Source organism: Phenylobacterium aquaticum (assembly GCF_022695515.1).
Taxonomy (GTDB): Bacteria; Pseudomonadota; Alphaproteobacteria; order Caulobacterales; family Caulobacteraceae; genus Phenylobacterium; species Phenylobacterium aquaticum.
In genome coordinates, this window is the sequence record NZ_JALDPT010000034.1 from 20,025 (window position 1) to 44,103 (window position 24,079).

Annotated in this window: 18 protein-coding genes and 2 tRNA genes; 8 read left to right on the forward strand and 12 right to left on the reverse strand. The window is 67.9% G+C overall.

Annotation, left to right across the window (positions count from 1 at the left end; translation table 11 throughout):
* Nucleotides 1-86 precede the first annotated feature (86 nt).
* Together MQH10_RS20630 and MQH10_RS20635 are read left to right on the forward strand one after the other, a co-directional pair.
* A complete protein-coding gene (locus tag MQH10_RS20630; protein ID WP_242565902.1) occupies nt 87-3,038 on the forward strand; it encodes a TonB-dependent receptor plug domain-containing protein in 2,952 nt (983 codons plus the stop codon).
* 468 nt (nt 3,039-3,506) lie between these two features.
* Nucleotides 3,507-6,476: a TonB-dependent receptor domain-containing protein gene (locus MQH10_RS20635; RefSeq protein WP_242565866.1), complete on the forward strand. Its 2,970-nt coding sequence runs from the start codon at nt 3,507-3,509 to the stop codon at nt 6,474-6,476.
* Nucleotides 6,477-6,662: 186 nt separating this feature from the next.
* Here MQH10_RS20635 and MQH10_RS20640 read toward each other — a convergent pair whose 3' ends face one another.
* The 5 genes from MQH10_RS20640 to MQH10_RS20660 all read right to left on the reverse strand — a co-directional run bounded on the left by MQH10_RS20640 (nt 6,663) and on the right by MQH10_RS20660 (nt 13,411).
* Complete coding sequence (locus MQH10_RS20640; protein ID WP_242565867.1) at nt 6,663-8,273, reverse strand: tetratricopeptide repeat-containing sulfotransferase family protein; 1,611 nt, start codon at nt 8,271-8,273, stop codon at nt 6,663-6,665.
* 61 nt (nt 8,274-8,334) lie between these two features.
* Nucleotides 8,335-9,531, reverse strand: a complete 1,197-nt coding sequence (locus MQH10_RS20645) for an aspartyl/asparaginyl beta-hydroxylase domain-containing protein (protein WP_242565868.1) — start codon at nt 9,529-9,531, stop codon at nt 8,335-8,337.
* 95 nt (nt 9,532-9,626) lie between these two features.
* Complete coding sequence (locus MQH10_RS20650) at nt 9,627-10,187, reverse strand: hypothetical protein (RefSeq protein WP_242565869.1); 561 nt, start codon at nt 10,185-10,187, stop codon at nt 9,627-9,629.
* A 19-nt stretch (nt 10,188-10,206) separates the two neighbouring features.
* Nucleotides 10,207-11,982 (reverse strand): signal peptide peptidase SppA, encoded by a 1,776-nt coding sequence (gene sppA, locus MQH10_RS20655; RefSeq protein WP_242565870.1) that lies wholly within the window; start codon nt 11,980-11,982, stop codon nt 10,207-10,209.
* A 118-nt stretch (nt 11,983-12,100) separates the two neighbouring features.
* Nucleotides 12,101-13,411, reverse strand: a complete 1,311-nt coding sequence (locus MQH10_RS20660) for a putative 2OG-Fe(II) oxygenase (protein ID WP_242565871.1) — start codon at nt 13,409-13,411, stop codon at nt 12,101-12,103.
* Between the two features lie 290 nt (nt 13,412-13,701).
* Between MQH10_RS20660 and MQH10_RS20665 the strand changes: the two genes are divergently transcribed.
* Entirely contained in the window at nt 13,702-14,442 is a 741-nt protein-coding gene (locus MQH10_RS20665) for a 2OG-Fe(II) oxygenase (RefSeq protein WP_242565872.1), read from the forward strand.
* Between the two features lie 45 nt (nt 14,443-14,487).
* On the opposite strand, the gene MQH10_RS20670 is transcribed toward MQH10_RS20665, so the two are convergent.
* Nucleotides 14,488-14,564 (reverse strand) — tRNA-Pro (locus tag MQH10_RS20670).
* 126 nt (nt 14,565-14,690) lie between these two features.
* On the opposite strand from MQH10_RS20670, the gene MQH10_RS20675 reads away from it, so the two are divergent.
* Both MQH10_RS20675 and MQH10_RS20680 read left to right on the forward strand, forming a co-directional pair.
* Nucleotides 14,691-14,764: transfer RNA gene (locus MQH10_RS20675), tRNA-Gln, on the forward strand.
* Between the two features lie 194 nt (nt 14,765-14,958).
* Nucleotides 14,959-15,165, forward strand: a complete 207-nt coding sequence (locus MQH10_RS20680) for a hypothetical protein (RefSeq protein WP_242565873.1) — start codon at nt 14,959-14,961, stop codon at nt 15,163-15,165.
* 3 nt (nt 15,166-15,168) lie between these two features.
* Here the strand turns inward: MQH10_RS20680 and MQH10_RS20685 are convergent, their stop codons facing one another.
* Genes MQH10_RS20685 through MQH10_RS20705 form a run of 5 tightly spaced genes read right to left on the reverse strand, consistent with a single transcriptional unit; the run spans nt 15,169 to nt 20,273 of the window.
* Nucleotides 15,169-15,714, reverse strand: coding sequence for a GNAT family N-acetyltransferase (locus tag MQH10_RS20685; RefSeq protein WP_242565874.1), 546 nt, complete (start codon nt 15,712-15,714; stop codon nt 15,169-15,171).
* Nucleotides 15,715-15,731: 17 nt separating this feature from the next.
* A complete protein-coding gene (locus MQH10_RS20690) occupies nt 15,732-17,825 on the reverse strand; it encodes a S9 family peptidase (RefSeq protein ID WP_242565875.1) in 2,094 nt (697 codons plus the stop codon).
* Nucleotides 17,826-17,867: 42 nt separating this feature from the next.
* Nucleotides 17,868-18,383 carry a GMC family oxidoreductase gene (locus tag MQH10_RS20695; protein ID WP_242565876.1) on the reverse strand — a complete coding sequence of 172 codons (516 nt, stop codon included), beginning with the start codon at nt 18,381-18,383 and terminating at the stop codon, nt 17,868-17,870.
* A complete protein-coding gene (locus tag MQH10_RS20700; protein WP_242565877.1) occupies nt 18,302-19,459 on the reverse strand; it encodes an NAD(P)-binding protein in 1,158 nt (385 codons plus the stop codon). Before MQH10_RS20700 ends, MQH10_RS20695 begins: the two co-directional genes overlap by 82 nt.
* A 1-nt stretch (nt 19,460) precedes the next feature.
* Nucleotides 19,461-20,273, reverse strand: coding sequence for an SDR family NAD(P)-dependent oxidoreductase (locus tag MQH10_RS20705; RefSeq protein ID WP_242565878.1), 813 nt, complete (start codon nt 20,271-20,273; stop codon nt 19,461-19,463).
* Nucleotides 20,274-20,437: 164 nt separating this feature from the next.
* Between MQH10_RS20705 and MQH10_RS20710 the strand changes: the two genes are divergently transcribed.
* On the forward strand, nt 20,438-21,265 hold the full coding sequence (locus MQH10_RS20710; RefSeq protein WP_242565879.1) for a trypsin-like serine peptidase: 828 nt from the start codon (nt 20,438-20,440) through the stop codon (nt 21,263-21,265).
* 17 nt (nt 21,266-21,282) lie between these two features.
* Entirely contained in the window at nt 21,283-21,780 is a 498-nt protein-coding gene (locus MQH10_RS20715; RefSeq protein WP_242565880.1) for a hypothetical protein, read from the forward strand.
* A 49-nt stretch (nt 21,781-21,829) separates the two neighbouring features.
* On the opposite strand, the gene MQH10_RS20720 is transcribed toward MQH10_RS20715, so the two are convergent.
* Nucleotides 21,830-22,276 carry a MaoC family dehydratase gene (locus MQH10_RS20720; protein WP_242565881.1) on the reverse strand — a complete coding sequence of 149 codons (447 nt, stop codon included), beginning with the start codon at nt 22,274-22,276 and terminating at the stop codon, nt 21,830-21,832.
* Between the two features lie 119 nt (nt 22,277-22,395).
* On the opposite strand from MQH10_RS20720, the gene MQH10_RS20725 reads away from it, so the two are divergent.
* Nucleotides 22,396-23,955, forward strand: coding sequence for a proline--tRNA ligase (locus MQH10_RS20725; RefSeq protein WP_242565882.1), 1,560 nt, complete (start codon nt 22,396-22,398; stop codon nt 23,953-23,955).
* Nucleotides 23,956-24,079 lie beyond the last annotated feature (124 nt).

The following is a 24,079-nucleotide window of genomic DNA, read 5'->3' on the forward strand; positions in this document are numbered from 1 at the left end:
CAAATGTGGCGTGGGTGAAACAAAAATGGGGCCGCAAAGCGACCCGCTACGGCGCGGGTGCTTGCTGGAGGGTTTTAATCTTGAGCATGAAATCAACGCGCGACCGCCTGCTGGCGTCGTCCATCCTGGGCGGTATGGCGGTTCTCGCCGTCGCCTCCACCCCGGCCTTCGCGGCCGAGACGGGCACCACCGAAGTCCAAGAAATCATCGTCACCGGCTCGCGCATCGCTCGCCAGGACTATGAGTCGAACACCCCGATCGTGACCGTCGGCGCCGAAGCGCTGAAGAACACCGGCACGGTCACCGTCGACACCCTGCTGAACACCATGCCCCAGTTCGTGCCGTCGGTGACGGCGACCTCGAACAACCCGGGCGGGTCCGGCCAGGCCAACGTCGAACTGCGCGGCCTCGGCACGCAGCGCACCCTGGTCCTGATGGACGGCCGTCGCATTCCGCCGTCCAACTCGGACGGCACCGTCGACCTGAACACCGTTCCGCCCGGCCTGATCGAAAGCGTCGAAGTCATCACCGGCGGCGCCTCGGCGACCTACGGTTCGGACGCCATCGCCGGCGTCGTGAACTTCCGCCTGAAGAAGCACTTCAACGGCATTGAAGTCGACACCCAGTACGGCTCCACCACCCGCCGCGACGGCGAGACCGAGAACGTCACCCTGCTGATGGGCGGCGACTTCGACGGCGGCGCCGGCAACGCGGTCCTGGCCCTGGGCTTCTCGAACCGCGGTTCGATCAAGAACGGCGCCCGCGCGATCTCGTCGGTCTCCGGCGCGTCCTCGACCACCCCGCTTGGCTCCTACGACACCATCGCCACCAACGCGCCGACCCAGGCCGCGATGGACGCGGTGTTCGCGAAGTACGGCAAGGCTCCCGGCACCGTCAGCCGCACCTTCACCCGTCTGGGCTTCAACCAGGACGGTTCGCTGTTCGCCAACGGCGTGAACTACAAGGGCCCGACCACGATCGACTATTCGACGATCCCGGTCACCGGCAACTACAACACCGGCCCGCTGAACTACCTGGTCGTGCCGCTCGAGCGCTACAACGCCTTCGCCCGCGTCGAACATGACCTGGTCGACAACGTGAAGGGCTACGCCCAGTTCAACTTCGTCAGCTACCAGTCCGGCGCCCTCCTGGCTCCGTCGCCGGCGGCGTCGAACCCGGCCACCGGCAACACCGGCTTCCTGGTTCCCTACAACAACCCCTTCGTCCCGACCGACCTGCAGACCCTGCTGGCCTCGCGTCCGAACCCGACCGCGCCCTTCCTGATCCGCAAGCGCTTCAGCGAACTGGGCGGCCGTCGTTCGGTCAGCGACTACACCGTCACCCAGATGCTGGTGGGCGTGAACGGCAAGCTGTGGGGCGACTGGACCTTCGACGCCTACATGGCCGACGGCCGTGAAAAGCGCCTCGAAACCCAATACGGCAACGTCTCGCACGGCGCGGTCCGCACGCTTCTCGAAGCAGCCGACGGCGGCAAGTCGATCTGCGCCGGCGGTTACAACCCCTTCGGCGCCAACCCGATCTCGGCGGCGTGCGCGGCCTATATCAGCCGCATCACCAAGAACTCGACCACCTATGACCAGCGTCTGGCGGAAGCCAGCGCCACCGGCACCGTGTTCGATCTGCCCGCCGGCCACCTGAAGGTCGCCATCGGCACCGACTACATCCGCAACGCCTACAACTTCATCCCCGACTCGGTCCTGTCGACCCGCGACACCTCGACGGCGCCGATCCCCCAGGACGCGCCGGGCGTGGTGGGCTTCAACGCCCAGAACCCCCTCCAGGGTTCGACCGACGTGTACGAAGTCTACGGCGAAGCCCTGATCCCGATCGTCAAGGATCTGCCTTTCGTCAAGGAACTGAACCTCGACCTCGGCTATCGCTACTCGGACTACAACACGATCGGCGGCGTCTCGACCTATCGTGCGGACGGCAACTGGAAGATCGTTGACGCGCTCACCGTGCGCGGCGGCTACTCCAAGGCCATCCGCGCCCCGAGCGTCGGCGAACTGTACGCGGCGACCGGCCAGAGCTTCCCGACCATCGGCCCGGCCGGCGGCGTGGGCTCGGGCGATCCCTGCGACGTCCGCGGCGCCTATCGCAAGAGCGCCAGCGCGGCTCAGGTCAAGGCGCTCTGCCTGGCCCAAGGCGTGCCGAGCGTCGTGATCGACACCTTCACCTACGGCAACAGCCAGGTGCAGGCGACCACGGGCGGCAACCCGACCCTGCAGGAAGAAACCGCCGACAGCTACACCGCCGGTCTGGTCTTCGCCCCGCACTTCGACATGCCGCTGTTCGAGCGCGTTTCGGCTTCGGTGGACTACTACCACATGAAGATCGAGAACGCGGTCGGCACCATCAACGCCGCTACCGCGATCAGCTACTGCTTCAACAACCCGCAAGGCACCGCGTCGAACCCGACCTTCTCGACGAGCAACCTGTTCTGCTCGCTGATCCGTCGCGACCCGGCCACCGGTGAAATCGTCAACGTCACTTCGACGAACGCCAACCTGGCGTCCTACGAAACCGACGGCATCGACTTCCAGGCGGACTGGGGCTTCGGTCTGGGCGCTGTGGGCCTGAGCGATGATTGGGGCCGCATCAGCGCCAATCTGCAGGGCACCTACCTGCTGAACTACGACGTTGAGTCCATTCCGGGCGGCAACATCGACCATCGGGCCGGCACCGTCGGCAACACCCTTGGCTCGAACTACAGCCACTGGAAGGGTGCCCTCGGCGTCCGTTGGGCCTGGCAGGACATCGAGCTCGGCATGCGCTGGCGCTTCGTGAGCAAGGTCGACGACTTCTTCGCCGGCGGCCAGGCGGCTCCGAACTACAGCTACTACGACGTCGATGGCAGCTGGAAGATCAACGACATGTTCGACCTGCGGGCCGGCGTGACCAATGTCGGCGACAAGGCGGCTCCGGCCTACACGTCGCAGATCGAAGCCAACACCGACCCGTCGACCTATGACGTCCTGGGTCGCCGCTACTTCGTGGGCCTGCGCGCCCGCTTCTAAGTCCATCCGGACTTAAACAAGACCGGGCCGTGGGGTGGCTGACCAGATTTGGTCACCCCACGGCCTTCTTGATTCTGGGGGCGCGCCGAGCGGCGAATCGCATGGCCTGCAGGCCACCCCGGCTTTGATTTCAAGGGTTTCACCGCTGACGCCGGGCGCCCGCCGGTGTTGCGATTTCGCCGCCCGCCTGACCAAATTGTCACGGACCCGGCGCCGACGCCCGTTGTGTGGCCATCACCCGCCTGATGTGTGACTGCAAAGTGACATGCGTTACCTCATGACGTGTCCAAACCTTAATGGACATTGACCGAGGGGGGGCGAGGTCGATTATGCCGGCAATCTGGCGCGATTGACGCGCCCGTGACAACTTCAGTGGGGCGCAGATCCGCGGCTTTAGGGCCGATGTTTGCGCTGGAGGGACCGATCTTGAAATCAATGACCGTTCGACAACGCCTCTTGGCGTCTTCGATGATTTGCGGCGCCGCGATCGCCGGCGTCTCGGCCACCCAGGCCATGGCGGCGGAGGCCAAGGCCACCGAAGTCCAGGAAATCGTGGTGACGGGCTCGCGCATCGCGCAGCCGAACATCACCTCCAACAGCCCGCTGGTCACCGTCACGCAGGAAGACGTGAAGGTCGCCGGTACGGCCACCATCGACACCCTGACCAACGCCCTGCCGCAGGTCATCGGCGGCCAGAACCTCGGTCAGTCGATCAACTCGAACGGCACAGCCACCGTCGACCTCCGCGGCCTCGGCCCGAGCCGCACCGTCGTGCTGGTCAACGGCCGCCGCCTGCAACCCGGCGACCCCCAGTCCCCCGTCGCCGACCTGAACTCCATCCCGGCCGCGCTCGTCGAGCGGGTTGACGTGGTGACCGGCGGCGCCTCGGCCGTGTACGGCGCCGACGCCGTCGCCGGCGTCGTCAACTTCCTGATGGTGAAGAACTTCCAGGGCGTCAAAATGGACGCCCAGTACAGCTTCAACGAACATGGCCAACAGGACTCGACCGTCCAGGCGGCCCTGAAGGCCGCGAACTACAAGGTCCCCGGTCACGTGACCGACGGCGGCCAGACCAGCGTCTCTCTGGTGTTCGGGTCGAACTTCGACGACGACAAGGGCAACATCACCGTCTACGGGACCTACTTCAACTCCCAGCCGGTGACCCAGTCGACCCGCGACTACGCCGCGTGCGGCCTCTATTCGCAACCCGGCCCGACCTCGGTCAATTCGGCCTATGACAGCTACAAGTGCTTCGGCTCGTCCAACGGCGCCTACGGCAAGTTCCGCTTCCTGACCGCGCCGGGCGTGACGCCGCCGGACACGACCCACAACTTCGCGGACAACCCGAACGGTTCCAAGACCTTCGTGCCGTCGCAAGGTTCGTTCGGCTACAACTTCAACACCCTCAGCTATCTGCAGCGCCAGGACGACCGTTATACGGCCGGTTACTACGCGCACTATCAGATCGCCCCGAAGATCGAACTCTATTCGGAGTTCATGTTCGCTGACGACCGTTCGACCGCGCAATACGCGCCGTCGGGCCTGTTCAGCGGCTCGGGCGCCGTGGTTGGCCAGAGCTATTTCGAGGTCAACTGTAACAACCCGCTGATGTCGGCCTCGCAACAGACCGCGCTCTGCGGCGCCGCCGCCGGCACCTCGGCCGTCGGCCGCATGCTGGCCGGCTACCGCTTCGCCGCCGTGCCGCGGACCGACGCCTACAGCCACACCAACTACAAGATCAATTTCGGCGCTCGCGGCGATCTGGGTGACGGCTGGAACTACGACATCTACGCCCAGTACGGCACGGCCGCCTATCAGGACACCCAGGGCGGCTACACCTCGCTGTCGAAGATCCAGAAGGCCCTGCTGGTCGATCCGACGACCGGCAAGTGCTATTCGGGCGGCGACTGCGTCCCGCTGAACATCTTCCAGGCCCTCGGCGCCGGCATCAGCCAAGACGCCTACAAGTACCTGCTGACCCCCGGCCTTCGGAACGGCAACACGATCGAACAGATCGTCAGCGGTTCGATCACGGGTGACCTCGGCCAATACGGCGTGAAGACCCCCTGGGCCGACCAAGGCCTGGGCGTCGCGGCCGGCGCCGAATATCGTCGTGAAAGCCTCGAGTATAACGTCGACAACGAATACACCCTCGGCGACCTCTCGGGCGGCAGCCAGAGCAAGAGCGTCTCGGGTTCGTTCGACGTCTATGAACTGTTCGGCGAAGCCCGCATGCCCCTGGTTCAGGACAAGCCCTGGATCAAGACCCTGTCGGTGACCGGCGGCTATCGTTACTCGGACTACAACACCGGCGTCTCGACCAACACCTACAAGGGTGAAGCCGAATACGCGCCGACGGAAGACGTCCGGTTCCGTTACAGCTACAACCGCGCCGTTCGGGCCCCGAACATCGTCAACCTGTTCCTGCCCCAGACCCAGAACCTGTTCAACGGGTCCGACCCCTGCGGCGGCAACACCCCGCAGAAGTCCCTGGCGGCCTGCCAGCTGTCGGGCGTCACCGCGGCCCAGTACGGTCACATCGACCCTTGCCCGGCGTCGCAGTGCGGCTCGATCACCGGCGGCAACCCGGACCTGCAGCCCGAACTTGCTGACACCTACACCTACGGCGCCGTGTTCACCCCGCACTTCGTGCCGGGCCTGAGCCTGTCGGTCGACTACTGGAACGTCCGCGTCCGCAACATCATCTCCGCGGGCATCGGCGGTCCGGCCGTGACCCTCTCGAACTGCCTCTCCACGGGCTCCTCGGTCTACTGCTCGCACATCCATCGCGACGCGACGACCGGTGACCTGTTCGGCGCGGGCTATGTCGACGCCACCAACACCAACACCGGCTTCATCCAGACCAAGGGCATCGACGTTTCCGGCACCTACCGGACCTCGTTCGCCGACTGGAGCCTGCCGGATTGGGGTGGTCTGACCTTCGGCCTCGTGGGCACCTACACCAAGAACTACGTCACCCAACCGGTGACTGGTGGCGGCACCTACGAATGCGCGGGCTACTTCGGCGTGACCTGCAACAACACCGCGGCGACGGGCAGCGTCCCGACCCCGAAGTGGCGTCACCGGGCCAAGATCACCTGGAACACCCCGTGGGACGTGAGCGCCACCCTGACCTGGCGTTACATTGGTTCGACCAAGTTTGACGGCAACTCGACCAATGCGTTCCTCACCAACGGCATCGTCGACACCATCGACGCCAAGCTGAAGGCGATCAACTACATCGACCTCAGCGCCTCCTATAAGGTTCGTACGGGTCTGACCCTGCGCGCCGGCGTGAACAACCTGTTCGACCAAGACCCGCCCCGCGGTGACTCGGTCAACACCGGCGCCTTCGGCGGCGGTAACGGCAACACGTTCCCGCAGACCTACGACACCCTCGGCCGCAACATCTTCATGAGCGTCAGCGCCGAGTTCTAAGTCCAGTCTGACTTGACTTCAGATGTGGCGGGTTGGCTTCGGCCAGCCCGCCATTTTTGTATCTGGGCCTTGTCCCAGGCGCGGTCGGCGAGCCTGGGCGGGCGCGCGAAGGCGTACGGCCGCATGCGGCGGCATGGGTCGCGATTAGACGATAGGGCGTCGGACGTGCGGCGGGCGATCAGCCCGTCAGGCGTAGCCGTACTTGTTGATCCAGGGCTGCAGGATCTCGATCGCCGGGCCCATGTGGCGCTCATAATTGCGCCAGTAGCCGACGCCGGAGGCGTTCAGCCCCTGCACCACCTGGCCCGCGCTGGGCGTGCGGATGTCGCGCTGCTTCGCCGTCTCGACGAAGTTGCGCATGTTCTCGTCGAAATCCAGGCCGATGGCCTCGCACAGCTTGGCGATCTGGCCGTCGAAGTCGGCGATCATCGCCTCGTGGCTGTGCACGTGGAAGGTCAGGGGCAGGGTCTCGAAATAGACCTCGGCCAGATCCATGGTGGCGGCGTAATAGGCCGACAGCCGCTCCAGGTCGGCGAAGTCGTAGGTGGTGCGGTTCATCTCGAACCCGCGCCGGAAGCAGCTCAGCACCACGTCGCGCGGGTCGCGCCGGGCGAAGATGATCTTGGCCTTGGGGAACAGCTTGGCGATCAGCGGCAGGTACAGCGTCATGGACGGCTGCTTGTCCACGAAGGTCTTGCCCGCGACATCGATCCCGTAGTCGGCGATCCGCGCCCAATAGGCCGCGACCCGGGTCTCGATCTCCGCCTCGCTCAGGTTCATCAAGCCGCTGAGGCTGTCCTGGTCGAGGAAGAACTCGGTGATCTCCGGGTTCAGGGTCGGCTTTTCCTCCAGCGCGACCACCTGCGGGTGGCTGGCCAGGATCTGCTCCAGTAGCGTGGTCCCCGACCGCGGGAAGCCCACCAGGAACACGTGATTGACCTCCGGGCGCGCCGCTGCCGTGTGCGGGGCCGGGAAGGCCTTGATGTCCTGATCGAATTCGCGACGGATCCGGTTCGCGAGATCCAGCGCGGCCTCGTCGCCCTCGCCGGCGTGCTGCGGCGCATAGATGGCGCGCAGGATGGCGGCGCCGTCGCTATAGGCGGCGAAGGCCTCGTCATAGCGGCCGAGCGCGTCCAGGGCGTCGCCGTGCAGCCGGTCGAGCGCGGCGCGCTGCAGGGGCGCGATATTGGGTCGGTTGATGCCCTCGGCGATCATCTTGGCGACCGCCTCATGGTGGCCGGCCTCGCCTTCAAGCGTCGCCAGCACCAGGAAGGCCGCCGGCTCGGTCGGGTCGAGCCGCAGGGCGGCCTCAGCATGGGCCCGGGCCTCGTCCCACTTGCGCTCATGCAGGGCCAGGATCGCCAGGGCGCCGCGCGGATCGGGATAGTTGGGGTCGAGCTGCGCCGCCCGCATCTGGGCGGTGCGCGCCTCCGCCACGTCCCCCAGCGCCCGCAGGGCCAGGCCCGCGCCATGGTGGGCCGGGGGGAAGTTGGGCTCATAGGTCAGGGCGGCGGCGAAGGCGCGCAGCGCATTGCGCGGCGCGGCCTGCTTCAGCCACGACTGGCCGATGGCGTTCAGGATGCTGGCGTCCTTGGGGGCCAGCTGGTGGGCCTGGTCGAGCAGCTTCAGCGAGCCCTCGAAATCGCCCTGGGTCTCCAGCCGGTGGGCGCAGAGATTGAACAGGGTCGGATGGCTCTCCCCCAGCGCGACGGCGACTTCAGCCAGATCGATGGCGCCGTCGATATCGTTGGCGGCCAGCTTCTGGTTGATGGAGTTGAAGAGCGTTTCGCGATCCAAGTTTCGATCTCAAGGCCGGAGAATAGGGGAGGGCGGGCGCAGGCTTTGGCGCGCCCGACTGTCAGATGGCTTCGGAATAGGCCACGGCTTCGTTGTGGAACGCGTCCACCGCCCCGAGAATGGCGGCGTACATTTCACGTTCGTAGTCCGTGAGATAGGGGTTCCAGATATCGGCGATCAGGATGACGCGCAATTGGTCGCTGTCGTTCCAGGCCTCATGCTCGATGGTGTCGTCGAACACCCAGGCCTTGCCGGGCTTCCACTCACGGGTCTCCGACCCCACCCGGAAGCCGCAGTGATTGGGCACGATCAGCGGCAGGTGGACCACCATGCGGGTGTTCGATACCCCGTGGTGCGGCGGGATCTTGGTGCGCGGCTTCAGCGCCGAGAAGATCGCCACCGGCGAGCGGTTGGGCACGACGGGCTGCGGCAGGAGGGCCAGGGCCTCCAGCGTCTTGGGAAAGCGCGGGGCGTTCTCCTCCACCACCCGGCCGTTCGACTTCATGGCCAGGGACGACCAAGTGTCGGAGTGATTGAGCAGCTTCCACTGGTCGACGGGGGCGTCCATCGGCAGCTGCACATAGGGGGCGAAGGTCTTGGCCCCGCGGTCCAGCTCGGCCTGCAGCTCGGCCAGGATGTCCGGGAAATAGCCCTCGAAGGCGTCCATCCACGGGAACATCTCGTCGTCAAAGAACTCGATCGGCGGCAAGCCCGGGAAATAATAGTCGGTCGGCTTCTGCGGATAGCTGGGCTTCTTGCCGCTGATGATGTCCAGGAACCGGTTCACCCGCTGGCGGTCGCGCGCGCCCTCCCGCCCCGACTTGGCGTCCACCGCCGACCAGACCTCGCGGTTGAAGTCTGAGAGATAGGTCTCATAGACCGCCTGCGCCCGGGCCAGCGCGGTCTGGGTGGGCGGATCCAGCTGCTCGATCGGCGGCGCGAACAGCAGGGCCAGCGCATAGGTCCGCCCCGCCTTGGGCATGTTCCCCTGACGGTCGAAGATCGAGCCCTTCATCAGAAGCGCGTGGAACGAGCGCGGCTCGACGCCCAGCGCGTGGTTCAGGGCGTCCAGCGCCGCCTCGCTGTCGCCGGAGGCGCGCAACAGGCCGGCATAGTTCAGCCAGGCGCCCAGATTGTCCGGCTGCAGCTCCAGCGCCCGCTTCAGGATCGTCAGGGCCCGCGCCGGATCGGCCCCGGCCAGGGTGCGCAGGGCCGGGGAATTGATGTCGACGGGGGAGGGGGCGCCGGTGTCAGACATCGCTCATGAATTCCATATGCGCCACGGCCGCGGCCTGCAGAACGCCCGCTGTCCGGGCGCTTAAACGGAAATCACCCGATGCGTCCGCGGTCAACCTAACGCTGACGCTGCACCCGCACGCCGGGCTTGCCGTCCAGGGACAGGAAGAAGCTTCCGACCGCGCCGCGGGTCACGACCCCCTTCATGCCCTTCTTCGGCTTGGGCCACAGCTCGGACTGGTCGAACTGGCGCCACACCGCCCCGTCCTCGAAGGTGAAGTACATGTGGCCGTCCTGGCCAACCTGGGCCTGGTCGAGCACCACCTCGAGGCGCTCGTCCACCTCGTCCTTGGTCGCCCCGCCGGGCGTCAGCATGGACAGGCTGGGCAGGGACAGACCGAAGGCCTGGCGCTTCATGGAGCGGATCTGCTCGCGGTCCACCACCACCACGTCGCCCTTGGCGGCCGCGGTGTCGAACTGGGCGGCGACGGCGTCGAAACAGGCCAGCCGGACCTGCGGATCGGTCTTGGCCCGGCAGTCCAGCAGGTTTTGCAGGATGGCCGACCGGTCCGGGCCCGCCGGCTTGGCCGCGGCGCTCGGGGTCGCGAACCCCAGGGCGGCGGCGGCGAGGGCGACGGCGAGGCCGGCCTGGCCCATGCGCTTGGACGATGTGGTCACGGTTCAGCTCCCCTCAAGTCTAGCGGGCCATGCGCGGCGCGAGCACCGTGGCGCCGGCCCCGCCCATCCGCGTCGCGGCCATCTGATCGAGCAGGCTCTGGGCGCGCGGGTCGCCCATGATCCAGGCCGCCGCGGCCAGGGTCCGCACCGAGGTCGCCGAAACGCCCAGCGCGTGCTCGAAGGCCTGGAACGGCGAGACCTGGGGCGTCATGCGGCGCAGGCGCGCCTCGCCCTTGATTTCGGCCAGGGCCTTGGCCTTGTCCACGGCCTGATAGAAGCCGCCGATCTCGTCCACCAGGCCCAGCTGGCGGGCCTGGGCGCCGGTCCAGACCCGGCCCTTGGCGATTTGGCGCACCCGGTCGGGCGACAGCTTGCGGCCCTCGGCGACGCGCGCGACGAAGTTGGCGTAGATCCGGTCCATCCATCCGGCGAAAGCGGCCCGGTCGGCCGGGGTGAATTCGCGGCCCATGCCGAAGGCGCCGGCATAGTCGCCGCCCACCGTCGTCTGGCGCACGTCCACCCCGAACTTGGCCAGAGCGGGCCCGAGATCGAACTTGCCGCCATAGACCCCGATCGAGCCGGTGAGCGTGGTGGGCTCGGCCACGATCGCTGAGGCCTCCGACGAGATCCAGTATCCGCCCGAGGCGGCATAGGTGCCCATCGAGACCACCACCGGCTTGTGGGCCGCCTTGGCGGCGCGAACGGCGGCCAGGATCTGTTCGGACGCGGTGTCCGACCCGCCGGGGGAATTCACCCGGAAGACGATGGCCTTCACGTCCTTGTTCTCCGCCGCGTCATAGATCGCCTTGGAGACGTCGTCGGAATAGACGGTCGAGCCGCCCGAGAACGGATTTGCGGTCCCGTCATGGCCGGTGACGATCGGCCCCTCGGCCTCGACCACGGCGATCACAGGCCCCGAGCCGCCGCCCCCGTCGCGGCTGGCGCGCAGATAATCGTCGAAGTCGACGAGCTTGGCGTTCGATCCGGCCTTGGCCAGGATGGCGTCCTGCGCCTCCTTCACCTGGCCCACCTTGTCGATCAACCCGACCTTCTGGGCGTCCTCGGCCAGATAGGGCCCGGCCTCCAGGGTCTTGGTCAGGGCCAGGGGATTGATCTTGCGGTCGACGGCCGCGGTCGCCACCGCCGTGCGATAGACCGACCCCATCCACGAGGTCTCCGACTCCTTATGGGCCGGGGTGTAGTCGTCATAGAGGTAGGGATTGACCGCGTTCTTGTACTCATAGCGCTGCTCGTACTGGGCCTTGACCCCGTACTTGTCGAAGAAGCGCTTGAAGAAGATGTCCTCGTTGGACAGGCCCACGGCCTGGAACGAGGCGCCCGGCTGCATCCACAGCTGGTCGGTCGCCGCGCCCAGCATATAGGTCGAGGTGATCATGCCCGAGGGATAGAGCCCCTGGCTGTGGGCATAGACCGGCTTGCCGGCCGCCCGGAAATGCTTGAGCGCCAGCCGAATCTCGTCGGCCGACGCCGGCTCGATCCCGCCTTCGGGCAGGCGGATCAGCACGCCGGCCACCTTGTCGTCGGTCTCGGCCTTCCGCAGGGTCTGGATCACGCTCATCACCGACATCGACCGGCGGCCGAAGGCGGCGAAGGGATTGTTGGGGTCCTGATCGGTCAGGGGATCGCGCAGGTCCAGGTTCAGGACCGCATGGGCCGGAACCGGGTCGGGCTTGGTCGCGCCGGCGGCCATGACGATCAGCAGGAACGGCACCCCCACCAGGAACAGCACGAGGCCGGCGAACACGCCTGCCGTGGTGATCAGGAACTGCTTCATTCGAATCCCGGGTGAGGAGGAAGGCTTACGCTATATCGGGCCGCAGTTCGCGCAAATGAAGAGCCCTCAACCCCCAGGGGTTGAGAATTCCGTCCCCCTGCGGCTTTCGGGCGCGAGATCAGACCGGCGTGACGTCAAAGGCGATGGTCAGCCGCCGCTCCGGCGTCGAGAACGGGATCACTCCGTGCCACATATAGGAGGGGAACAGCACCAGCCGGCCCGGCCTGGGCTCGACGAAACGCTCCGGCGGGCAGGGGGGATCGAGCGTGATCGGCGGCTCGCCGAAACTCAGCCAGCCCTCATGGGCCGCGGACCCGGCGATCACCTGGGGCGTGGCCACATAGAAGACCGACGAGATCCAGCCCTCCATGTGCAGGTGATTGCTGTGCGACCCGCCGGGCCCCAGCAGCACCGACCAGGCGCCATGCACCTGCTGCGCGCCGGTGTTGCGCGATCTCAGGGGATCGGCGCCCGGCCCCAGCGCGGCCGCGTAGTCGGCGATGGCCGGGGCGAACTGGCGGAAGGCGGCCTGAATCGCCGGATCATCCGACCCGGTCAGCAGGTGCGAGATCTGGCTGCCCTGGCGCACCGACTGGTTGGCGGGCTCTCTTATATAGAGGTGCTGGGCCGACAGCGCCGCGTCCAGATCGGCCAGAAACGTCCCCATGTCGATCCAGCCGTCCGGGGTCGGCAGGTCGAAGATCCGCACCAGGCCGTCATAGTCGTAAAGCGTCGCATAGAGCGGGTCGCCGGCCTGGCGGGCGGCCACGGCGGCCCAGCCCCACAGCGACTGGTTGGCGGGCGCCCGCTCAAGCCCCTGGAGGGCCGCCTGCAGCGCCTCGGCCGGCCGACCCAGGGCCAGGGCCGCGATACAGACCTGATTGAGCACGGCGGGCTCGCCGGGGGCGAGCGCCAGGGCCCGGCGCGCCAGGGCCTCGGCCTCGGTGGCCAGGCCGATATTCATCGCCGCCTGGGACGCCGCCAGCTGCAGCGGTCCCACATTCGGCGCCTGGGCGCAGGCGGTCTTCAACAGCGTCCAGGCCTGTTCGCCCTGGCCGGCGGCCCGCATCTGGTCGGCCTGGCGCATGCGCACCAGGGGAACCGGCGCGCCGGCCCGCTCGGCGGCGTTCAGCACCTCCAGGGCGGCGGTCAGATCGCCCCGTCGCATCCAGACCAGATTGGCCAGCTCCGCCGACCAGGCGACCTCGGCGGGGCGGCGGCGCAGGGCCTGGCCCAGGGCGGCCTCGCCCTCGTCCAGCCGGCCGGCGGCGATCAGGGCGCGGCCATGGACCAGCCAGGTCTCCGGCGCGTCCAACCCCAGCCGGAACGCCGTCTGCGTCGCCGTGATCGCCTCGCCGGCCCGGCCCAGGTCGCCCAGGGTGGCCCCCAGATTGTGCCAGGCGATCCGGGCCTCCGGAAACCTGCGCACCGCCTCGCGGTCGCTGGCCAGCGCCTCTTGTCGGCGACCCAGCCCTTGAGCGCGGCCGCGTGCAGGGCGAAGGTGCGGGGGATGGCGTCGGGGCGGGACAACAGGGGATCGAGAGCGGTCAGAGCGGCGGCGAACCGCCCGGCCGCGATCTGGGCCGCCGCCTGGTCCAAAATGGTCTTGCTCAAGCCCCGGCCTTTGCGCGAACGCGTCCCCGCCGACTGTGTCGCCCGGATCACGGGGTTCGGCAATCCATGTTATCCCGTTCGACCCTATAGGAGCCGACCCCCGGCATGACCGCGCGGCAGTATCTCAATCCGGCCCTCGACCGGGCGGCCCTGGCCCAGGCCTTCGCGGTCGCCGGCCGTCTGCATGTCCCCGACATCCTGGCCCCCGACTTCGCCGCCGAGCTGGCGGCCGCCATGGCCGCTGAGGTGCCCTGGACGCGGGCCTTCACCGTCAATGGCAAGGGCTACGACATCGCGCTCGCGGCCCAGGCGGAGACCCCCGCCGACGTCATGGCCGCCGTGGAGGCCGCGATCGCCGAGGGCGGCCGCACCGGCTTTCAATATGACTATGAGCGCTTCCGGGTCAGCGACGAGGTCGAGGCCGGCCGCCGGCCCGCCGGCGACCTCGCCCCCCTGGGCCAGCTCTATGATCTGTGGAACAGCGACGCCTTCCTGGGCCTGATCCACGACATCACCGGCGACGATCGCGCCCTCTATTGCGACGCCCAGGCCACCCGCTACCGGGCCGGCCATTTCCTCACCACCCATGATGACGACGTGGAGGGCAAGCACCGGCTCTGCGCCTATGTGCTGAACCTCACCCCCGTCTGGCGCGCGGAGTGGGGCGGCCTCCTGCTGTTCCACGACGCCGAAGGCCACATCGACCAGGGCTTCACGCCCAAGTTCAACGCGCTCAACCTGTTCCGCGTCCCTCAGGTCCACAGCGTCAGCCAGACAGCGGGATTCGTGACGGGTGAGCGGCTGTCGGTGACGGGATGGATCAGGAGCCGGAGGCCGGAGGGGTGATGTCTTGGGAAGGATCGCCCCGTCGGGATCGGGGGAAGGTCCTCTTGGTCGGAGTGGCAGGATTTGAACCTGCGACCCCCGCGTCCCGAACGCGGTGCTCTACCAGACTGAGCCACACTCCGACTTGAGGAGGGCGCTATATAGAGGAGGGAATTCCTGGCCGCAAGCGACGTCGAGGCCGTTGCATCGACGAATTCGTTGCGCTATCCACACGCCCTCGCGCGGGCCCAGCCCGTCGCCGTTCCTGCTGGGGAATGGTGTAATGGTAACACTGCGGTTTTTGGTACCGTCATTCTAGGTTCGAGTCCTAGTTCCCCAGCCAATCTCTCCCGACACCCCGGAAATCCCTATCCCGCAAGGGCCAGGCTGAACCCTTAGCCGGGTGATCGTCGCTCTGCGGCCGCCGGGCTTCGCGCGCGCCCGGGCCGCGTCGCGCAAGCTCCTGGCTGATTCACATCAAGGCGCCGGCGGTGCGAATCCCTAGGCTTTGGCCATCTCAAGACGGGAGAGGCCGGCATGGGACGACTCGCGGGACTGGTCGCAGCGCTCTTGGGCGTCGTCTTGCTCGTCTATATGGCGCTCGTGAACTACGCCGACGGCCCGCAATGGGACCGCGCCCTGGTCGCGATCGGCATGCCGCTCAGCTATCTCCTGACGCTCGCCGGCGCCCTGCTGTTCGGCCTGGGGGTCTGGCTCCTGTTCCGGCGCAGGCCCGCGCGCTGAGGCTCAGTGCCCGGCGAGCGCCAGGCCCGGCGCGTCTGGCGCGCGCGCGTCGCCGCCGTTCAGCGACTTCTGCATCCAGACGGTGTCGACCCACTGGCCGAGCTTGAAGCCCACAGCGCGGCAGATCCCGGCATGTTCGAATCCCAGGGCGGCGTGCAGGCCGATGGAGCCGGCGTTGCCGCTATCGCCGATCACCGCCATCACCTGGCGCACGCCCAGCGCCTCGCAGGCCGCCAGCACCTCGGTGAGCACCGCCCGGCCCACGCCCTGGCCGATGGCCTCGGGGGCCACATAGACGCTGTCCTCGACCGTGTAGCGATAGGCCGCCCTGGGCCGGAACGGGCCGGCATAGGCGTAGCCCAGGACCACGCCGTCCGCCTCGGCCACCAGATAGGGCAGGCCCAGCGCCACGATCGCCGCGCGGCGCCCGGCCATGTCGTCCGCCGTCGGCGGCACCTCCTCGAAGGAGGCCAGGCCGTGCAGCACGTGGTGGCCGTAGATGGCGGCGAGCACGGGTGCGTCGGTCTCCAGGGACGGTCGGACGATCATGGACTTCCTCTTCAGGCTTACGGCGCGGCCGGGCCCTCCCAGGCCCGCGCCACGGCCCAGACCGCGAAGGCGTAATCCAGCGCGATCTCCTTCAGGAAATCAAATCGACCCGAGGCGCCGCCGTGGCCGGCCTCCATATTGATCTTGAGCAGGATGGGCGAGGCGCTGGTCGAATATTGACGCAGCTTCGCCACCCACTTCTCCGGCTCCCAATAGGTCACGCGGGGGTCCGACAGCCCGCCGGTCGCCAGGATCGGCGGATAGGGCCGGGCCGCGACATTGTCATAGGGGCTGTAGGCGGCGATCTGGTCATAGGCCGCCGGGTCCTGGAGCGGATTGCCCCATTCGGGCCATTCCGGCGGGGTCAGCGGCAGGGTGGTGTCGCTCATGGTGTTCAGCACGTCGACAAAGGGCACCGCGGCGATGATCCCGGCCCAGAGGTCGGGCCGCATATTGGCGATCGCCCCCATCAGCATCCCGCCCGCCGATCCGCCATAGGCGACCATGCGGCCGCGCGCGCCGTATCCCTGGTCGGCCAGGTGCTCGGCGCAGGCGATGAAGTCGGTGAAGGTGTTGACCTTCTTCTCCTTGCGCCCGTCCATGAACCAGCCCCAGCCCTTGTCGGAGCCGCCGCGCACATGGGCGGTCGCCCAGATCCAGCCGCGGTCCACCAGGCTCAGATTCCGGATCGAGAAGGCCGGATCCATGGCGTGGCCGTAGGAGCCATAGCCGTAGAGCAGCAGGGGCGCGGACCCATCGAGCGGCGTGTCCTTCAGCATCAGGACGGTGATCGGCACCTCCGCCCCGTCCGCCGCCGTCGCCATCAGCCGCCGCGCCAAATAGCGGCTCGGATCGTGGCCGGACGGCACTTCCTGGGTCTTGCGCAGGGTCCGCTCGCGGGTGGCCATGTCATAGTCGATCCACTGGCGGGGCGTGGTCGGCGACTGGTAGACGAAACGGGTGAGCGTCGTATCGTACTCATAGCCCTCGGCCAGCGACAGAGCGTGGACCTCCTCCTCGAAGGCCACCACATGCTCTGCGCCCTCGCGGGCCATGATGGTGATGCGGTCGCTGGCGTCGACCCGCTCCAGCCGCACCAGGTGGTTCGCATAGGCCGCGAAGCCGGTGATGTAGCGGCCCGGCTGGTGGGCGACGAAATCCACCCAGGTGGCCTTGGCCGGGATCTCGGCCATGGAGCGGGCCAGCTTGAAGTCGACGGCCGCGTCGGCGTTGGTGCGGATCACCCAGCGGTCGGACCAGTGGTCGAGCTCGTACTTCACCCCGGCCTGACGCGGTTCGGCGACCACGGGGGCGGCGGTCGGATCGGCGGCCGGGATCAGCCAGATCTCGGTGGTTTCCTGGTTGCCCACATGGATGACGATGTGGCTGTCGTCGGACGTGGTCCCCACGCCCAGGAACATGCCGTCATCGGGTTCCTCATAGACCAGCACGTCCTCGCCGCCCCGGGCCGGGCGGCGGAAGACCTTGGCCGGCCGCGCATTGTCGTCGCGCCAGATCCAGAACAGCCACTGGCTGTCGGGGGAGAAGGCGAAATCCCCATAGGCGCTGTCGATGGTCTGGGGCAGGACCTCGCCGGTCGCCAGGTCCTTGATATGGATGGTGTAGTATTCCGACCCCTGCGCGTCGCAGGCATAGGCGTAGAGCCGGTGGTCGGGGCTGTGGTGGGCGGCGCCCACCTGGAAGAACGCCTTGCCCTTGGCCAGTTCGTCCTCGTTCAGCAGCACCACCTCGCCGTCATTGCGGCCGCGCGGGCGCCGCGCATGGATCGGATGCTCGGCCCCGATCTCGTAGCGCACATAATAGTCCCAGGCGCCGTCGGGGGCGGGGACGGAGCTGTCGTCCTCCTTGATGCGCCCCTTCATCTCGGCGAACATTTCGGCCTGCAGGGCCTCGGTCCCGGCCAGCATGGCCTTGGCGTAGGCGTTCTCAGCGGTCAGGTGCTCGCGGATGTCGGCGCGCAGCGCCTTGGGGTCGCGCAGCACCTCGCGCCAGTTGTCGTCCTTCATCCAGGCATAGTCATCGACGCGGGTGCGTCCCAGCTGGACGATGGTCTTGGGTTCTCGGCGGGCGGTCGGCGGGGTCAGGGACATGCCTGCTAGATGAGGGGCTCCGCCCGCCCTGGCAAGCGTCGCCTAGGTCGGCGCGGCCGCCGGCGTCCGCGCGCCCAGCCGTTCCTTCAGGTGGTCGCCGACCCGCATGGCGTTGGCCACGGTGGTGAGCGTCGGGTTCACCGCCGCCGAGGAGACGAAGAAGCTGGTGTCGACCACATAGAGATTGTCCAGCTCGTGGGCCTTGCACCACGGGTCCAGCACCGAGCTCTTGGGGTCGGTCCCGAACCGCACCGTGCCCAGCTGGTGGGCGGTGCCATAGAGCGGCAGCAGCGAGTCCAGCTGCAGATGGTGCTGCGAGATCGGATGGGCGTGGTCGACGAAGCCGTCCAACGACGCCTTCAGCGTCTGCACCAGCCGCTCGTGGCCCTCCAGATTGTTGTGCTCATATTCCAGCCTCAGCCGGCCGTCGGGGGTGATCCGCACCCGGTTGTCCTGGGCGGGCAGGTCCTCCGAGATCACCAGCATGGACAGCATCCGCTGGGCCAGCGCGCCGGAGAAGGCGTCGGGCACCAGGGCCGGCGGCAGCCAGTCCGACACCTCGCCCTCCAGGGTCGGCCGGACATGTATTCCAGCAGCTGGATATGGCCCATCGGCGTGTCGAACCCGCCGCGCGGGTCGTTGAAATAGAAGTCGTTGACCGCCTGGGTCTTGGGGAAGGTGACGTCCACCGGCGCCGCGGTCAGGGACACCATGGCGGTCAGGGTGTGGAACATGTAGTTGCGCCCGACTTGGTCGGAGCCGTTGGCCAGGCCGTTGGGATGGGCGGGTCCGGCCGAGTTCAGCAGGATGGCGGCGCTGTTCGCCGCCCCCGCCGCCAGGGCCACGATGTCGCCGCTCCAGCGCTCCTCGCCGTGCTCGGCGGCGCAGACCACCTCGGTGACGCTCTTACCCGACGGATCGGTCTCCAGCCGCAGCACCTTGCGGCCGGTCAGGAGGGTCACATTGGGCAGGTCCAGGATCGGCTCGACCGCCAGGCTGCGGGCGTCCGACTTGGCCTTGAGCAGGCAGGGATAGCCGCCGCAGGTCTTGCACTTGATGCAGGGCGAGGTCAGCGGGTGGGCGGCGTCCAGCTTGACGCCCAGCGGCAGGGAGAAGGGCCGCCAGCCCTGGTTCAGCCAATGGCTGCGCAGCTCCTCGACGCCGGGGTCGTTGCGGATGGCGGGATGGGCGTAGGGCGGCTCGGTCCCTTCCTCGGTCGGGTCCTCGCCCCGCGCCCCATGCACCTGCCACAGGGTCTCGGCCTCGGCGTAGTAGGGGGCGAACTCGGCCAGCCGGATCGGCCAGGCGGGCGAGACGCCGCCGGCGTGCCGCACCTCCTCGAAGTCCCGCCCCCGCAGCCGCATCAGGGCCGCGCCATAGAAGCTGGTGTTGCCCCCCACCCAATAGTGGGTGTTCGGCGTGAACGGCCGGTCGCGCTTGTCGTACCAGTGCTCCTTGGTGCGATAGCGGTGCTCGATGAACACCGCCTTGGAGTCCCAGTTCTCGGCCTCGCGCGGCAGATGCTCGCCGCGCTCGAGGATCAGGATCGACTTGCCGGTCGGCGCCAGCCTCTGGGCCAGGGTGGCGCCCCCGGCGCCGGAGCCGATGATGATGACGTCGAAATGCGCGGCCATCTCAGTCCCCCAGGTGATATTTCGCCGATCCCCTGCGGACGGCGGCGGCGACCAGGCCCTGGGGCAGATGCTGCAACAGGGCGGCGGCCAGGCGGTTGTGCCAGCCGGGTATGACCACAACACGGCCAAGATCGTTGGCCCGCAGCGCGGTCTCGACCACGGTCTCGGCGCTCTGCCAGAACAGGCGCGGGGCCTCGTCCATCAGGTGCTGGGTGGCGTTGGCCTGCGCGAACTCGGTGCGGGTGAAGCCGGGGCAGACCGCGGTCACCGACAGCCCCTTGGCCCGGTACTCGGCGTCGAGCGCCTGGGAGAACTTGATCATCAGGCTCTTGGCCCCCGGATAGAGGCTGTGGCCCGCCGCCCCCGGCGCAAAGCCCGCCAGGGAGGCCACATTGATGATCCGGCCATGCCCCCGTTCGACCATGCCCGGGATCACGGCATGCGCCAGGGCGCAGGGGGCGACGACCAGGGTCATCAGGAAGTCACGCTGCCTCAGCCAGGGCGTCGCGGCGAAGCTCTGAGGAATGGAGAACCCGGCGTTGTTGACCAGCAGGTCCACGCGCCGGCCCCGCGCGGCGATCGCCGCCAGGATCGGCCCCTCGGCCTCGAAGGCCCCCAGATCGGCGGCGACGGCGAAGGCCTCGATCCCGTGCGCGGCGGCGAGGTCTTCCGCCAGCCGCTCCAGCCGGTCCAGCCGGCGCGCGGTGAGGCACAGGTCATAGCCCCGCGCCGCGAGCGCGCGGGCGAAGGCCGCCCCCATGCCGGAGGAGGCGCCGGTGACCAGAGCGAAGGGGCGGGCGGGTGCGGATGTCATGGGCTGGACAGTGCGCGCCTGCTCAACGGACAACAACCGCCGCTGCGAATGCGGCGCGGCGATTGAACGCAGCGCGCACGGCCGCGAAGGGCATTGCGTTAACAATGCTCTTAGAGTGATGGTCGCCTAGTCGGGTGGAGTGCTGATCCCGACAGGGGGCGTCGATGGCCTACGATCTCTCAATGGAGTTGATCCACGCGACCGTTCAGCTCGAGCAACCGCTCGGCGATGGAACGCGCACCGTGGGGACCGGGTTCCTGATCGAGGCGCCGACGCCGGACGGCAAGCCGCGCGTCGTGCTGGTCACCGCCAATCACGTCTTCGAAAAGATGCCGGGCCAGGACGCCCGCATCGGCTACCGGGTCGAGAACCCGGACGGCTCCTGGACCTACACCCCGGCCCTCCTGAAGATCCGCGACAAGGCCGGCCACGAGCTGTGGACCCATCACCCCTCCCGCGACGTGGCGACCATCTCCATCACCGCCCCGCCGGAATTCGCCAAGGCGGCCATCCCGGAAAACTGGCTGGCCGAGGATCAGACCTTCACCAAGCTGGAGGTCGGGGCCGGCGACGAGATGATGGCGCTCGGCTTCCCGCGCGGCCTGGCGGCCAACCAGGCGGGCTTCCCGATCCTGCGCTCGGGCCGCGTGGCATCCTATCCGGTGGCCCCGGCCAAGATCTTCCCGACCTTCCTGCTGGATTTCAGCGTCTTCCCGGGCAATTCCGGCGGGCCGGTGTTCATGTCCGAAACCGGCCGCCGCCGCGTGGGCGCAGCCGCCGAGGCGCCGACCCAGTTCATCGCCGGCCTGCTCACCCAGCAGGTCGAACTGAACAGCGAACGGCTGGAGATCGGAATCGTCACCCATGCGCGGTTCATCCGCGAGACGATCGCCCTGCTGGACAACGCCGCGGCGCCTGTGACAACCGCCAGCACGGACGTCGTGGCCGGCGCGCGCGCCGCCTCCGCAGAGGAGGCCGCCTCGCCGGATTGAAGGTGAGGGGGCTTTGAATGCTGAAATTCGTATCCGCCGTGGCGTTGGGGTTGGCGCTCGCCGCCCCTGTGGCTCATGCCACGACGCCCGCTGACGGGGTCTTGGGGCGTTTCGTCGGCGACTGGACGGTCTCGGGCCAGACTCGCGGGCACGCGACCGCGACCGAGGCGGAGGTCCGCGCCCAGTTCGGCGGCGCGTTCGTCGAGCTGCACATCCAAGATCCGACCAGACGGTCGCCCTATGAGGCGCGGGTTTGGTTCGGGCAGGACGACGCCGGCAAGCTGGTCATTCACTGGCTGGACGCCACCGGCGGTGAGACGTCCCACACCTTGGGAGCCGGCGCGGTCGAGGGCGACGGCCTGGTCTTTGCGTTTCCCTATCCCGACGGGACGTTCCGCGACCGGCTGGACTATGATCGCGGCCACGACCAGTGGCGGCTGCGGATCGAGACCGGCGACAAGGCCGCGCCGGTGGTCTTTTCGGACTGGCTGTTCACGCGCCGTACGGGGCGCTGAGCGACGCCGCCCCCGGATCGACCGGGGGCGGGCGCTTAGATCGCCTTGATCAGGCGTAGAGCAGGGACAGGGTCTCTGCGATGCAGGCGGGCTTGGCCTCGCCTTCGATCTCGATCGTGCACTCGTTGCGGATCTGCACGCCGCCGGCCTTGGGCTCGACGCCCAGCAGCTTCTGGCGCAAGCGCACCTTCTTGCCGACCTTGACCATGTTCACGAAGCGGACCTTGTCCGAGCCGTAATTGATGCCGCGGGTCACGCCCTTCACCGGCAGCAGGCCGGCCGACAGGAACGGGATCAGCGACAGGGTGAGATAACCGTGGGCGATCGGGCCGCCCATTTCACGGTTGGCGCGCTCCACGTCGACGTGGATCCACTGGTGGTCGCCGGTGGCTTCGGCGAACTGGTTCACGCGCTCCTGGGTGACTTCCAGCCAGTCCGACACGCCGACTTCCTGACCGACCAGGCCGCCCAGATCCTTGAACTCAACGGGGTTCATCGTTCTCTCCCTAGAATTGAAACAGGTGTTCGAGGGTCTAGCATCTGACCGGCTTCGCGCAAGCCGGCTTTGCCACGCGGCCGGGCGCCATTATGGAGAGCGCACACACGGAGTTCTCTATGCAACGCGCTCTCAGCGTCAGCCGCATGACCGGCAACCGCTCGTCCTTCCCCGACTGGTACCAGGCGATCGTCCGCGAGGCGGACATGGCCGAGCTCAGCCCGGTGCGCGGCTCAATGATCATCAAGCCGTGGGGCTACGGGGTCTGGGAACGGATCCAGCAGACCATGGACCGGCGCATCAAGACCATGGGCGTCGACAACTGCTACTTCCCGCTGTTCATCCCCTTGAGCTTCTTCGCCAAGGAGGCCGAGCACGTCGACGGTTTCGCCAAGGAGATGGCGGTGGTCACCCACCACCGGCTGAAGTCCATCGACGGCAAGCTGCAGCCCGATCCCGACGCCAAGCTCGACGAGCCGCTGATCGTGCGCCCGACGTCGGAGACCATCATCGGCGACGCCTTCTCGCGCTGGATCAAGAGCCACCGCGACCTGCCGCTCAAGATCAATCAGTGGGCCAATGTGGTCCGCTGGGAGATGCGCACGCGGCTGTTCCTGCGCACCTCCGAATTCCTCTGGCAGGAGGGCCACACCGCCCACGCCTCCCGCGAGGACGCGCTCGCCTCCACCCGCCAGGCGCTGGAAATGTATCGGGAATTCTCCGAGACGGTGCTGGCCATGCCGGTGGTCGCCGGTGAGAAGCCCGAGAACGAGCGCTTCCCCGGCGCCGACAACACCTATTCGATCGAATCCATGATGCAGGACGGCAAGGCCCTGCAGGCCGGGACCTCGCACTATCTTGGGACCAGCTTCGCGCGGGCCCAGAACATCCGCTTCCAGGGCGAGAGCGGCGAGCTGGAATTCTGCCACACCTCCAGCTGGGGCACCTCCACCCGCCTGATCGGCGGGGTGATCATGACCCATGGCGACGATGACGGCCTGCGCCTGCCGCCCGCCATCGCGCCCCGCCAGATCGTCATCGTGCCCATGCTGCGCGGCAAGCCCGAGGACGCCGAGGTCCTGGCCTTCGGCGAGGCCCTGGTCGCCACCCTGAACGAGACCTTCGCTCTGGGCGAACCCATCCGCGCCCTGCTCGACACCAAGGACCAGCGCTCGGCCGAGAAGCGCTGGAACTGGGTGCGCCGCGGCGCGCCGATCATCGTCGAGCTCGGCCCCCGCGACGTGGCCGCCGGCATGGTCAGCTTCATGCGCCGCGACGACCTGCGCGACGGCGACAAGGTCAAGTCTCAGGCTCTATCCCGCGACGAGTTCGTGGCCCAGGTCCCCGGCCTGCTTGCCGCCATCCAGAAGGGCCTGTTCGACGAGGCCAAGGCCCGCCTGGACGCCAATATCCGCCGCGACATCACCACCTATGACGGCCTGACCGAGTTCTTCGGCGCCGCCCCGGACGATGACGAGGAGGGCGTGGCCTTCAAGGGCTGGGTCCGCGCCAGCTGGTCCCGCCCGAGCGGCGAGGCGCTCGACGCCATCGAGCAGAAGCTGAAGATCCACAAGCTGACCCTGCGCAACGCCCCCCTCGACCAGCCCGCGACCTTCGCGCCGTGCATCTTCACCGGCGAACCCGGCGTCGAAGAGGTGCTGATCGGCCGGGCGTACTGAGGCGCCCGGTCCTTCCCCCTCAAGGGGGGAGGGGTAACGCATACGAGGTCCTGCAAGTTGCTCTCCCGTTGGGGGAGTTGGTGCGAAGCGCCAGAGGGGGACTTTGACCCCTTCAACTGGGCCT